13 protein-coding genes are annotated in these 12,859 nt (G+C 63.4%); 4 read left to right on the forward strand and 9 right to left on the reverse strand.

Annotated elements, in window-relative coordinates:
* From Q0743_RS16160 to Q0743_RS16170, 3 genes are all read left to right on the forward strand, one after another.
* On the forward strand, nt 1–1,278 hold the full coding sequence (locus Q0743_RS16160; protein WP_298242551.1) for a YeaH/YhbH family protein: 1,278 nt from the start codon (nt 1–3) through the stop codon (nt 1,276–1,278).
* A complete protein-coding gene (locus Q0743_RS16165) occupies nt 1,275–2,813 on the forward strand; it encodes a SpoVR family protein (RefSeq protein WP_298242505.1) in 1,539 nt (512 codons plus the stop codon). Before Q0743_RS16160 ends, Q0743_RS16165 begins: the two co-directional genes overlap by 4 nt.
* A 207-nt stretch (nt 2,814–3,020) precedes the next feature.
* The gene (locus Q0743_RS16170) at nt 3,021–4,331 is read left to right on the forward strand and encodes an IS4 family transposase (RefSeq protein ID WP_298242506.1); all 1,311 of its coding nucleotides are present in this window, start codon (nt 3,021–3,023) and stop codon (nt 4,329–4,331) included.
* Between the two features lie 181 nt (nt 4,332–4,512).
* Here Q0743_RS16170 and Q0743_RS16175 read toward each other — a convergent pair whose 3' ends face one another.
* The 6 genes from Q0743_RS16175 to Q0743_RS16200 form a co-directional block, all read right to left on the reverse strand.
* A complete protein-coding gene (locus Q0743_RS16175; RefSeq protein WP_298242507.1) occupies nt 4,513–4,944 on the reverse strand; it encodes a DUF1801 domain-containing protein in 432 nt (143 codons plus the stop codon).
* Nucleotides 4,941–5,141, reverse strand: a complete 201-nt coding sequence (locus Q0743_RS16180) for a hypothetical protein (RefSeq protein WP_298242508.1) — start codon at nt 5,139–5,141, stop codon at nt 4,941–4,943. Before Q0743_RS16180 ends, Q0743_RS16175 begins: the two co-directional genes overlap by 4 nt.
* Before the next feature lie 40 nt (nt 5,142–5,181).
* Complete coding sequence (locus Q0743_RS16185) at nt 5,182–5,613, reverse strand: SRPBCC domain-containing protein (RefSeq protein ID WP_298242509.1); 432 nt, start codon at nt 5,611–5,613, stop codon at nt 5,182–5,184.
* Nucleotides 5,610–5,933 (reverse strand): helix-turn-helix transcriptional regulator, encoded by a 324-nt coding sequence (locus Q0743_RS16190; protein WP_298242510.1) that lies wholly within the window; start codon nt 5,931–5,933, stop codon nt 5,610–5,612. Before Q0743_RS16190 ends, Q0743_RS16185 begins: the two co-directional genes overlap by 4 nt.
* Nucleotides 5,934–6,062: 129 nt before the next feature.
* The gene (locus tag Q0743_RS16195) at nt 6,063–6,536 is read right to left on the reverse strand and encodes a DsrE family protein (protein WP_298242511.1); all 474 of its coding nucleotides are present in this window, start codon (nt 6,534–6,536) and stop codon (nt 6,063–6,065) included.
* Between the two features lie 40 nt (nt 6,537–6,576).
* Nucleotides 6,577–7,197: a hypothetical protein gene (locus tag Q0743_RS16200; protein WP_298242512.1), complete on the reverse strand. Its 621-nt coding sequence runs from the start codon at nt 7,195–7,197 to the stop codon at nt 6,577–6,579.
* A gap of 204 nt (nt 7,198–7,401) precedes the next feature.
* On the opposite strand from Q0743_RS16200, the gene Q0743_RS16205 reads away from it, so the two are divergent.
* Nucleotides 7,402–7,974 carry an STM3941 family protein gene (locus Q0743_RS16205; protein ID WP_298242513.1) on the forward strand — a complete coding sequence of 191 codons (573 nt, stop codon included), beginning with the start codon at nt 7,402–7,404 and terminating at the stop codon, nt 7,972–7,974.
* Nucleotides 7,975–8,091: 117 nt separating this feature from the next.
* Here Q0743_RS16205 and Q0743_RS16210 read toward each other — a convergent pair whose 3' ends face one another.
* Genes Q0743_RS16210 through Q0743_RS16220 form a run of 3 tightly spaced genes read right to left on the reverse strand, consistent with a single transcriptional unit; the run spans nt 8,092 to nt 12,760 of the window.
* Entirely contained in the window at nt 8,092–9,147 is a 1,056-nt protein-coding gene (locus tag Q0743_RS16210; RefSeq protein WP_298242514.1) for a 2-oxoacid:ferredoxin oxidoreductase subunit beta, read from the reverse strand.
* Entirely contained in the window at nt 9,144–10,991 is a 1,848-nt protein-coding gene (locus tag Q0743_RS16215; protein ID WP_298242515.1) for a 2-oxoacid:acceptor oxidoreductase subunit alpha, read from the reverse strand. The genes Q0743_RS16210 and Q0743_RS16215 overlap by 4 nt, the downstream gene beginning before the upstream one ends.
* Nucleotides 10,961–12,760 (reverse strand): FAD-dependent oxidoreductase, encoded by a 1,800-nt coding sequence (locus Q0743_RS16220; protein ID WP_298242516.1) that lies wholly within the window; start codon nt 12,758–12,760, stop codon nt 10,961–10,963. Before Q0743_RS16220 ends, Q0743_RS16215 begins: the two co-directional genes overlap by 31 nt.
* Between the last annotated feature and the right edge of the window lie 99 nt (nt 12,761–12,859).

Raw genomic sequence — 12,859 nt, forward strand, 5'->3', positions numbered from 1 at the left:
ATTCACATCATTGACAGGCGCCTGAATCCGGGCGGCAAGAGTCTTGAGAACCGCCAGCGGTTCTTGCGTCGGGCCAAATCCCTGGTGCAGGGCGCCGTCAAGAAGACCTCGCAGGAACGCGACATCAAGGACGTCCTGGAGGGGGGCGAAGTCACGATCCCCCTCGACGGCATGCACGAGCCGCGCTTCCGCCGCGAAGGCGGAACGCGGGACATGGTGCTGCCCGGGAACAAGAAGTTCATCGAGGGCGACTATCTCCAGCGCTCCGGCCAGGGCAGCGCCAAGGATTCCGGTCCGGGCGAGGGCGACAGCGAGGACGCGTTCCGCTTTGTGCTCTCCCGCGACGAGTTCGTCGATCTCTTCCTCGATGATCTCGAGCTGCCTGACCTCGCCAAGCGCAAGATCGCGCAGACCGAGAGCGAAGGCATCCAGCGCGCCGGCTACACCACGTCGGGCTCGCCCGCCAACATCTCGGTCAGCCGCACGGTGCGGCTCGCGCTCGCCCGCCGCATCGCGCTCAAGCGTCCCCGCAAGGACGAGATCGAGGAGCTGGAAGCCGCGATCGCCGCCTGCACCGACGAGGACGAACGCGAGGTGTTGCTCGCCCAGCTCGAAAAGCTGAAGGCGAAGACCAAGCGCATTCCCTTCATCGATCCGCTCGACATCCGCTACCGCCGCTTCGAGACAGTGCCAAAGCCGGTGGCGCAGGCGGTGATGTTCTGCCTGATGGACGTCTCCGGCTCGATGTCCGAGCACATGAAGGATCTCGCCAAGCGCTTCTACATGCTGCTCTACGTGTTCCTGAAGCGCCGCTACAAGCACGTCGAGATCGTCTTCATCCGCCACACCGACCGCGCCGAGGAAGTCGACGAGCAGACCTTCTTCTACGGCCCGGCCTCGGGCGGCACGCTGGTCTCCAGCGCGCTGCAGGCGATGCACGAGATCGTGCGCGAGCGCTTCAGTCCCGCGGACTGGAACATCTATGCCGCGCAAGCCTCCGACGGCGACAATTCCTATTCCGACGGCGAGCTCACCGGCATGCTGCTGACCGACAAGATCCTGCCGGTCTGTCAGTTCTTTGCCTATCTCGAGGTCGGGGAATCCGGCGGCAGTGCCTTCGACCTGTCCGACTCCTCGCTCTGGAGTCTCTACGAGCGCCTGCGCAACAGCGGCGCACCGCTCTCGATGCGCAAGGTCTCCGAGCGCAGCGAGATTTTTCCGGTGTTCCACGACCTGTTCCAGCGCCGCGAAACTGTTCAGGAGAAAGCCGCTCCATGACGGAACGATTGTTCGAAGGCGCCGATTGGGATTTCCACACCTTGCAGCGCATCACCGATGCCTGCGAGACGGTGGCATTGAAGGATCTCGGGCTCGACGTCTATCCGAACCAGATCGAGGTCATCACCGCCGAGCAGATGCTGGATGCCTATTCGTCGGTCGGCATGCCCTTGTTCTATAAGCACTGGTCGTTCGGCAAGCAATTCGCCTATCACGAGGCGTCCTACCGCAAGGGTCTGATGGGTCTCGCCTATGAAATCGTGATCAACTCCTCGCCCTGCATCTCCTACCTCATGGAAGAGAACACGGCGACGATGCAGACCCTGGTGATCGCCCACGCCGCCTTCGGCCACAACCACTTCTTCAAGAACAACTATCTGTTCAAGCAGTGGACCGATGCGGAAGGAATTCTGGACTATCTCGACTTCGCCAAGAACTACGTCATGCAGTGCGAGGAGCGCTACGGCCGCATCGAGGTCGAGCGTACCCTCGATGCTGCGCACGCCCTGATGTCGCATGGCATCGACCGCTATCCCGGCAAGAAGACACTGGATTTGCGCGCCGAGGAGAAGCGGGCAGGGCGCCGCCGTCAGCACGAGGAGGAGGTCTTCAACGACCTCTGGCGCACCGTGCCGGCCGGCAAGAGCAAGAGCCGCTCTGCGCTGTCAGTCGAGCGCCGCCGCAAGCTGCTCGGCCTGCCGCAGGAAAACCTGCTCTACTTCCTGGAGAAGAGCGCGCCGCGGCTGGCGCCCTGGCAGCGCGAGCTGTTGCGCATCGTCCGCCACATCGCGCAATATTTCTATCCGCAGAGCCAGACCAAGGTGATGAACGAGGGGACGGCCACCTACGTCCACTATCGCATCATGACCAAGCTGCATCAGCAGGGTCGCATCACCGACGGCAATTTCCTCGAATTCCTGGGATCGCACACCAACGTGGTGTTCCAGCCCGAATTCGACGACCCGCGCTTCTCCGGCTTCAATCCCTATGCGCTCGGCTTTGCCGTGATGCAGGACATCGAGCGCATCGTCACCAATCCGGAAGACGAGGACCGCGAGTGGTTCCCCGACATCGCCGGCAAGGGCGACGTCATGGGCGTGCTGCGCGACGTCTGGGCCAATTACCGCGACGAGAGCTTCATCGGCCAGTTCCTGAGTCCCAAATTGATGCGGCACTTCCGCATGTTCCACCTGCACGACGATCCCGAGGAGCGCGCCGGCATCCGCGTCGATGCGATCCACGACGAGCGCGGCTTCCGCCGCGTTCGCCGCGAGCTGGCGCGGCAGCACGATGTCGGCTTCATCGACGCCAATATCGAGGTGGTCGACGTCGATCTCTCCGGCGACCGCCGGCTGATCCTGCACCACCACGTCATCAAGGGCTCGCAGCTCAACGAGACCGACGCCAAGCGGGTTCTGCAGCATCTCGCCGATCTCTGGACCTACGACGTCTCGCTGATCGAAGTCGACGCCAACGACAAGGTTTTGCGCGAGTATGTGGTGAGCCCGCGCCCGATTCCCGCCGCGGTGGCGTGAGGGCGGCTTCTTTATGCGGGGATGAAACCCAACTGGCGCACCGGTGAAGGTGCGTTCCCTCTCCCCTTGTGGGCTAGCTTGAGCACAGATCTCTTGCGCTGGATGAATCGTGTGTGATTCTGTCTAGGCCGTCGTGATTCTGGAGTGAGCGATGGCTATGGATATCGGCTATTTCGGCGACGCGCGTCTTAAAAAAATGGCGCGCGGTTGCTTGCCCGTGTCTGCGAGCGGCAGACGGTTTGTCTGCGCAAGCTGGGGGACAACCGTGCAGAAAAGGTCAAATTTCGGCGTTTTCTGATGAACGATCGGGTCACGGTCGAGAAGATGGTGGTCCGTGTGCGGGCGCGGCTGAATGCGATTGTGGCCGGCCGACACGTTCTGGCGATCCAGGACACCAGCGAAATCAACTACGAAGCCAAGCGGGGGCGCAAGCGCGGACTTGGCAAGGTCGGCAATGGCAGCGACGTCGGCCTGTTCGTGCATCCGGTCCTGACGGTTGATGCCGAAACGGGTCAGTGTCTGGGTTTGGCTGATGTGCAGGTGTGGCGGCGCTTCAAAGCCAAGGCTGCCGACTACCGCAAGCAACCGATTGAGGAGAAGGAATCCTATCGGTGGCTGAAAGGTCCGCGGCGGGCGAAATGGGGCCTGACCAAGGCCGAGATGATCACGGTGATCGACGACCGAGAGGGCGACATCTACGAGAAATGGGCTCGCTTGCCGGACCGCCGCACGCATCTGTTGAGCCGCGCCTGCCGGGATCGTGCCGTCGTCGGCGGCGGCACTCTGTTCACGACCATGGCAGCGCTACCTGAGCGGCATAGCTTTATGCTCGATCTGCCGGCGCGAGCGGACAAGCGCCCGGCGCGTCAAGCGCAATTGAGTGTGCGGTTCGCAAAGGTCACCATCTGCAGGCCCGTATCCTGTTCCGATCCCAACGCACCGGGCCAAATCGAGCTGTCCGCAATCGAAGTCCGCGAGATTGATCCACCTCCGGGCGAGGAGCCCGTTCTGTGGCGCCTGCTGACCACCCATGATGTTGAAACTGTCGAACAGGCTCTCACGGTGATCGGCTGGTATCGCCAGCGCTGGCATATCGAACAGCTGTTCCGAACCGTGAAGCGCCAAGGCCTGGACCTTGAGGAGAGCGTCCTCGCCGATGGCCAGGCTCTGGAAAAACTCGCCGTAATCGCTCTGATCGCCGCATGCCAGACCATGCAGCTCGTGCTCGCGCGCGCCTCAACTGATGACAGTCAGCCGGCATCACACCTGTTCGATGAACGCGAAGTACAGGTTCTATCCCTCTTGCAAGCACGCTTGCAGGGACGCACCGCCAAGCAGCAAAACCCCCATCGATCCGAAAGTCTTGCTTGGGCCGGCTGGACCATCGCCCGCCTGGGCGGCTGGACTGGCTACCATAGTGACAAATCTACCGGTCCAATCACCATGCGAGATGGCCTCGAACGCTTCAAAGCCATTGTGCAAGGATACTTCCTCACCGAAGATCTGTGCTCAAGCTAGCCCCTTGTGGGGGAGGGCTGGGGAGAGGGGTGGCTCAGCAAGAGGTCTCGGTTGTTAACGATGCACCGAAGGCGCTTTGTGATGGAGAGAGTCCCCGTGCGGCCCCCCTCCCTGCCCCTGCCCCACAAGGGGGGAGGGAACGGAGAGAGTGTCGCCGTTGGCGGAACTCGATCGTTCGCCGTTACGCCTTCTTCGCCGGCTTCTTCTTCGCCGCATTCAGCTCGGCCGCAGCCTTGATCAGCGCCTTCAATGCCTTCTCGTTGACCTTCTCGCCCTGGCGAATGTCGATCGCGCGCCGCACATTGCCGTCAAGGCTGGAATTGAACAGGCCTGCGGGGTCGTCCAGCGCGGCGCCCTTGGCGAAGGTCAGCTTCACCACTTCCTTGTAGGTCTCGCCGGTGCAGATGATGCCGCCGTGCTCCCACACGGGCACGCCCCGCCATTTCCATTCCTCGACGACATCAGGGACGGCCTCTCTGATCAGGCCGCGGACCCGCGCCAGCATCTCGCCGCGCCAGTCGCCGAGCTCCTTGATCCGGCCATCGATCATCCTGGAGGGCGATGGTCCGTCCACTGCCTTCGCGGCGCTCTTCTTCGCTACCGCCTTCTTCATGACCTCGCCTCGCCGCGCCGACCGAGATAGGGCAGCGCGAACAGATAGAGCCCGGTCGCGAGCAGCGGGATCAGCGGCACGAGCGCCAGGAAGCCGATCCAGGCGGCATCGAGCTGCATGATCATGGCGACGATGTTGGCGATGACAGCGAGGGTAAAGGCCATGGACAGCCAGCGATGGGTTTGTCGAATCCACATGGTCAACGGACCTCCTTTGCAAGGGTTGGAATGGACGCGCCTAGCCGACCCGCGCCAGCAGCTCGTCCAGCTTGTTGAAGAACTGCTTCCAGCCGGCATGCGCGCCGCCAAAGGCCTGCTTCTGCGTCGGGCTGAAGCCGGCCTGCTCGACGCGCAGATGGGTGCCCGCACCGGTCGGCGTCAGCGTGAAGGTCACGACGCTTTTCAGGTCGAACGCGGCGTCCTCGTGCGAGAAATTCCAGGTGTAGGCGAGCGTCTTCTGCGGCTCGATGGTGAGTACCTCGCAGTCCAGCACGCCGCCCCATTCGCCGCGCAGATTGAAGCGATGGCCGACATCAGGCTTGAAGTCGTTCTTCATCAGCCATTCCTCGATCAGATGCGGCTGCGTCAGCGCGCGCCAGAGCCGCTCGGCCGGGAAGGCGAATTCGCGCTCGACGACCACCGAGCGTGTCTGGCCTGAGGTTTCAGTCATTGGTCCATCCTCTTCAGGAGATCGTCGAGTGCGTCGAGCCGCCTCTGCCAGAAGGAGGCCATCTGGCTGGTCCAGTCGATCAGCGGATTGAGCGCGCCGGGCTGCGCGCTGTAATGGGTCTGCCGTCCCTCATGCCGGTCGCGCACGAGGCCCGCCTGCTTCAACGCGCCGAGATGTTTTGACACCGCTGGCTGGGAAACGCCCGACGTCGCCGTCAGTGCCCCGACCGTCTGCTCGCCCTCGCGGCAAAGCCGCTCGAAGATCGCCCGCCGCGTAGGGTCGGCGAGCGTCCTGAACAGGAGGTCTGGGGCGGTGGACATGGGAGATCCATAACCAGGAAGTTATGGATTAACTCATAACTCAAGGGTTATGGATCAGTCAAGAGCTGCAGGGAAGAAGTGATAGTGGTTCGCGCGGCCCTCTCTCCCGTGGGACGGCAGCGCGCGCTCTCACGGCCGCAAGTAAAGATACCCCTGCGACTGCAGCTCGGCCAACCTGACCACGCCACCCTTTTCCGCGCTGACGAAGCCCGGCAGCAGCTCCTTCAGAGAGACATTCTGCGCCTTCATGGTGTTGCCGCAGGCGGCGAGCTCGACGCCATCCTTGGAGAATTCACCGATGCGCTTGCTGAGATCGGGGTTGGCCTGGCCAGCGTGAAATGCCTTCAGCGCCGGTCCGTGGATCACCAGCGCGAGCGTGACGTGCTCGGGGCCGCCGACGCCGTCGATATGGTTCTGGATGTTGCCGAGCACGAAATTGACCTTCTCGGCCTCGCTGAGGTGATAGACGACCTTCAGCTTGTTGCCGGCGCCCGCTTCCGTCGCGGCCTTCGCGCTGGAGGCGCCGAGCGCTGCGCCAAGAGCTGTGCCAAGAGCTGTGCCAAGGGTCGAGACGACGGTCCACAGGATGTTGCGGCGGTTCATGGCGATCTCCTCGACTGAGCCTCATCTCGCCGCAGGCATATCACTTGTGGCGCAGCGCGGCGAGTTCCTTGCGATCGGTCACGAGCCCCATGCATTCGCTGTTCTCGGTGCGATCGAGACGGAAAATCCCGTCGTCGCTGCCCGCGACCAGCGATCGCTCGGCCTCGTCATCAGGCCTGTTGTGCAGCCAGACCCTGACGCTCGCGAGCCGCACGATGGCCGATTTGTCGTCCTTCGACAGCGCAATGCCGATGCCGCCGCCCTCGCAGTCGACGCCGCAGCCAAGGCGGACTTCGTTGCCGCGCTTGGTGAGCGCGGTGTGGCTGCATGAACCGCTGGAGTCGAAATCACCCGAGCGATGACGATATCTGAAACCGAGCCGGAAGGAGTTGTGCAGCTGCTTGTCCTCCTTGTCCCATTCCGCCGAGACCAGCAGCTTCATCGACGCGACCTTCTGCTTCGGATGGCGCGCCAGATGCTCGGCGTCGTAGCGGCGGACAAAGCAGGCAAAGGCCTTCTCGCCCGGCGGGCCCGCATACATTCGGGCGTTGAAGGTCTCGGCTTCGGCCTTGTTCGCCGCGCGAAAGTCGTCGGCCTCCTCGGCGTGGGCAACGCCGGCGGCAACGGCAAGGGCGAGCGGCAGGATGAGGGCAAGCTTCATGGTCGCACCGGGCGTTTGAACCGTCGTCGGGCTCGCACCGAGCAGAGGAGCCGACTGGCGGTTAGTCGCAGACTGCGAGCGGCGCGTTCAAGCGCTCCTGGTCGCGCGCCTTGCGGGCAGCCTCGCGCAAGGTTCCAGCCTTAAGGGTCTGAAGGATGAGGGGCGGCAACGCCCGGTTGCTGCAGATGACTGGTGGCGGTCAAAATGTCCGTGAGTCAGAACTTGCCCAACCTTGCGATTGGCTATTCCGTGCCGCGGCTCCTGAAGATGCTGGCCGGCGGCCTGCTGCTGACGCTTCTGAGCGCAGCGGTCGCCTTCAACCTGTTTCACGCCAAGCCGCTCTCCGAATTCCAGGTCACGGCCTGCTATGTGGGCGTCGCTCTGTTCGGGTTCGCGACCTGCAGGACGCTTTGGCGGCTGGTCTCGTCCAGGCAGCCGGTCCTCTTCATCACCCGCGTCGGGATCCGCGACACCCGCATCGCCGATGACACCATCTCCTGGAGATCCGTGCGGGACATAACGGCCTGGCGGTATCGCAGTCAGGTCCTCGTCGTGCTCAAGCTCGATCCGCTCATCGCCAGTCGTTTCGACGTCGGCCTGCTGAAGCGCATCGTCTCGATGATGAACAAGGCGATCGGCGCGGAGGGGGTGCTCGTCAGTCCCGGCGGCCTGACCATCGACGGAGAGACGCTGCTCGAGACCTGCACGCAATATTGGAAGGCCGGCCGTCTGGCCTATACGGCCCGTCCAGCGACGGAGCCGGAGCCTGTCCATTAGAGCGCTGCCGTAGGGCGGGCAAAGGCGCAACGCGCCGTACCCACGATCTTTCCACGCGATCGATGGAAATGGTGGGCACGCTTGCGCTTTGCCCACCCTACGAATTCTGCGAATGCTTCAGCGCAGGCTGGCGTTGATCTTGTCCAGCACCGCCGAACCCGGACACAGCGTGTCCGCTTCCAGCGTGTTGAGCGGCGTCTCAACCGTGTTGAGATGCTCGTGCAAATCTTCCGCCTCGGGATCGACGTAGAGAAGCCCGGTGACGATCTGCCCCTTGGCGGCGTGCCGTGCCAGGAAGGTCTGGGCCCCTAACCGGTCATGCGGATCGTAGTCGGCGTCGATCTTGCGCAGCGCGATCTTGCTGCCATCGTGCTGCTCGACCACCTGCACCGTTCCGGGCGCATAGTCCACCGCGATCGGATCGCGGCCGACCAGCACGTCAAGCCGGTTCACGGCGTCATTGTGCTCGCGGACATAATCAAAGCTCTTGGTCGAGCCGGCGTGGTTGTTGAAGGCGATGCAGGGGCTGATGACGTCGATGAAGGACGCGCCCTTGTGGCGGATCGCGGCGGCGATCAGCGGCACCAGCTGGGTCTTATCGCCGGAGAACGAGCGCGCCACGAATGTGGCCCCCAGTTGCAGAGCGATGGCGACGAGGTCGATGGCGTTGTCGGTGTTGGTGACGCCCTTCTTGGACTTCGAGCCGCGGTCGGCGGTCGCGGAAAACTGGCCCTTGGTCAGGCCGTAGACGCCGTTGTTCTCGACGATATAGGTCATGTTGACGCCGCGGCGGATCGAATGCGCGAACTGGCCGAAGCCGATCGAGGCGGAATCGCCGTCGCCGGAGACGCCGAGATAGATCAGGTCGCGATTGGCGAGGTTGGCGCCCGTGAGCACGCTGGGCATGCGGCCGTGCACGGAATTGAAGCCGTGCGAGTTGCCGAGGAAATAGTCCGGCGTCTTCGACGAGCAGCCGATGCCGGAGATCTTCGCCACCCGGTGCGGCTCGATCGAGAGCTCATAGCAGGCCTCGATGATCGAGGCCGTGATCGAATCGTGGCCGCAGCCGGCGCACAGCGTCGAGATCTTGCCTTCGTAATCGCGGTGCGTGTAGCCGAGCTCGTTCTTCTTGAGCCCCGGATGATGGAATTTCGGCTTTGCAATGTAGGTCATGACACGGCCTTGCGGAGCGGGGTCACCTTGAGGTGATCCTGGTGGTCGCCAATGGCTTTTGCGATGAAGCGGGCGGTGATCGGGGTGCCGTCATAGTGCACGATCGGCACGAGGCGGACGGGATCGATGCCGTTCTCGTTGACGATGAGCTGACGCAGCTGGCTGTCGCGGTTCTGCTCGACCACGTAGACAAAGTCGTGCTCGGCCAGGAAGCTTGCGACGCTGGAGTGGAACGGGAAGGCGCGGATACGCATCCGGTCGAGCTGATGCCCGCGCGCTTCCAGGAGGCCGATCGCCTCGTCCATCGCCGGCGAGGTCGAGCCGAAGTAGATCACGCCATATTTGGTCGGCCGCTCCGCATTGGCCTGCAGCGGCCGCGGCACGAGGTCCTGTGCGGTCTCGAACTTGCGCATCAGGCGCTGCATGTTGTCGGCGTAGACAGAGCCCTCCTCGGAATAGCGGGCATAGCGGTCACGTGAGGTGCCGCGGGTGAAGTAGGAGCCCTTGGTCGGATGGGTGCCGGGATAGGTGCGGTAGGGAATGCCGTCGCCATCGACGTCGAGATAGCGGCCGAAGTCGCGGCCCTCGTCCAGCATCTCGGCCGTCATCACCTTGCCGCGGTCATACTGCTTGGCGTCGTCCCACTTCAGGGGACGGCAGAGCCGGTGATTCATGCCGATGTCGAGATCGAGCATTAGGAAGATCGTGGTCTGCAGACGTTCGGCGAGATCGAACGCGGCGGCCGCGAACTCGAACGCCTCGGCGGGATCTTCCGGGAACAGCAGCACGTGCTTGGTGTCGCCGTGCGAAGCATAAGCGCAGGCGATGATGTCGCATTGCTGGGTGCGGGTCGGCATGCCCGTGGACGGGCCGGCGCGCTGGATGTTCATGATCACGGCCGGGATCTCGGCGAAGTATGAAAGGCCGATGAACTCGGTCATCAGCGAGATGCCGGGACCGGAGGTCGCCGTGAAGGCGCGCGCGCCGTTCCAGGAGGCGCCGATCACGATGCCGATCGAGGCGAGCTCGTCCTCGCCCTGCACGATCGCGTATTTCGCCTTGCCGGTTTCGGGGTCGTGCCGGTACTTCTTGCAATGGGCGGTGAAGGCTTCCGCCACCGACGACGACGGCGTGATCGGATACCAGGCGCACACCGTGGCGCCGCCATAGACGGCGCCGAGCGCGGCGGCGCTGTTGCCCTCGATGAAGATGCGGTCGCCGACCTTGTCGGACTTCTTGATGCGCAGCCCCAGCGGGCACTTCAGGTTCTGCAGCGCCCAGTCGCGGCCAAGATGCAGCGCGTGGACGTTGGAGGAGAGCAGCTTCTCCTTGCCCTTGTACTGCTCGCCGATCAGCTGCTCGATCAGCTTCGCGTCCATGTCGAGCAGCGCCGAGAGCGCGCCGAGATAGATGATGTTCTTGAACAGCTGACGCTGCCGCGGATCGGTGTAGGTCGAGTTGGTGATGGCGGTCAGCGGTACGCCGATCACGGTGATGTCGTCGCGGAATTTGGTCGACGGCATCGGCTTGGTGGAATCGTAGAACAGATAGCCGCCGGGCTCGATGCCGGCGACGTCCTTGTCCCAGGTCTGCGGGTTCATCGCGACCATCATGTCGACGCCGCCGCGGGCGCCGAGATGGCCGTCCTCGGTCACCCGCACCTCGTACCAGGTCGGCAGGCCCTGGATGTTGGAGGGGAAGATGTTGCGCGGGGACACCGGCACGCCATGGCGCAGGATCGCGCGCGCGAACATCTCGTTGGCGCTGGCCGAACCCGATCCGTTGACGTTGGCGAAGCGGACGACGAAGTCGTTTACGCTGCTGATCGGCTTCTTGTCGGACATGTCGAACCTGCGTGAGTCATCTCGATGAAATATTTCTGCATGTCCCAGGCGCCGGTGGGACAACGCTCGGCGCACAGCCCGCAATGCAGGCAGACGTCCTCGTCCTTGACCATCACGCGTCCGGTCTTGAGGTCGCTGGATACATAGAGATCCTGGTCCGGATGCGGCGAGGGCGCCTTCAGGCGATGGCGCAGATCGTCTTCTTCGCCATTGTTGGTGAAGGTGATGCAGTCCATCGGGCAGATGTCGGCGCAGGCATCGCACTCGATGCAGAGCGAGGTCGAGAATACCGTCTGGACGTCGCAGTTCAGGCAGCGCTCGGCTTCGCCCAGCGCCAGCTTGACGTCGTAGCCGAGCTCGACCTCGGCGCGGATGTCTTTCAGCGCGATCACCTTGTCGCGATGCGGCACCTTGAAGCGCTTGTCGTTGGAGATGTCGTTGTCATAGCTCCACTCGTGGATGCCCATCTTCTGCGACGAGACCTGCACGTCGGGCAGCGGGCGCTCGGTGATGTCCTCGCCCGACAGCATCTTGTGGATCGACAGCGCGGCGTCATGGCCGTGCGCGACCGCCCAGATGATGTTCTTCGGGCCGAACGCGGCGTCGCCGCCGAAAAACACCTTCGGGTTGGTCGAGACGAATGTCTTCGGATCGACCTTGGGCATGTGCCATTTGTCGAACTCGATGCCGCAATCCTGCTCGATCCAGGGGAAGGCGTTCTCCTGGCCGACCGCGACCAGCACGTCGTCGCAGGGAATGGTCTGATCGGGGTCGCCTGAAGGCACCAGATTGCGGCGGCCTTTGGCGTCGAATTCGGCTTTGACGTGCTGGAAGGTGACGCCGATGAGCTTGCCGGCAACATGCTTGAATTCAACCGGCACCATGTAGTTGAGGATCGGGATATCCTCGTGGATCGCGTCCTCCTTCTCCCAGGGCGAGGCCTTCATCTCCTCGAAGCCGGAACGTACGACCACCGTGACTTTCTCGCCGCCGAGGCGGCGCGCGGTGCGGCAGCAATCCATCGCGGTGTTGCCGCCGCCGAGCACGATCACGCGCTTGCCGATCTTGTCGGTATGCCCGAACGACACGTTGGCCAGCCATTCGATGCCGATGTGGATGTTGGCGGCGGCCTCTTTCCGGCCGGGAATGTCGAGCTCGCGGCCGCGCGGCGCGCCGGAGCCGACGAAGATCGCGTCATATTTCTCCGCGAGCAGCGACTTCATGCTCTCGATGCGGTGGCCGCCCCTGAACTCGACGCCGAGGCCCAGGATGTAGCCGGTCTCCTCGTCGATGACGGAATTGGGCAGGCGGAATTTGGGAATCTGCGTCCGCATCATGCCGCCGGCTTCCGGATCGGCATCGAACACGGTGCAGTGATAGCCGAGCGGCGCCAGGTCGCGCGCCACGGTCAGCGAGGCCGGGCCGCCGCCGACGAAGGCGACGCGCTTGCCGTTCTTTGCTGCGGGGCGCGGCAAGCGCTGCTTGATGTCGTCCTTGAAGTCCGCGGCGACGCGCTTCAAGCGGCAGATCGCAACCGGAGTTTCCTCGACGCGCCCGCGCCGGCACGCCGGCTCGCATGGACGATCGCAGGTGCGTCCCAGGATTCCGGGAAACACGTTCGATTTCCAATTGATCATGTAGGCGTCGCTGTAGCGGCCTTGTGCGATCAGTCGGATGTACTCGGGAACCGGGGTGTGTGCAGGACAGGCCCATTGGCAATCGACCACTTTGTGAAAGTAGTCGGGGGCCGCGATATCGGTCGGTTTCATTCCTACCCTGTCCGCGCAGGCTCAAAGACCCCGCGGCCTCTTCTGAGCTTGTCGGACGCTTAACCTGCGTCGATCTGGTTTCTGAATGACGTCATTGGG

This window comes from uncultured Bradyrhizobium sp., from assembly GCF_936943645.1.
Lineage (GTDB): Bacteria > Pseudomonadota > Alphaproteobacteria > Rhizobiales > Xanthobacteraceae > Bradyrhizobium.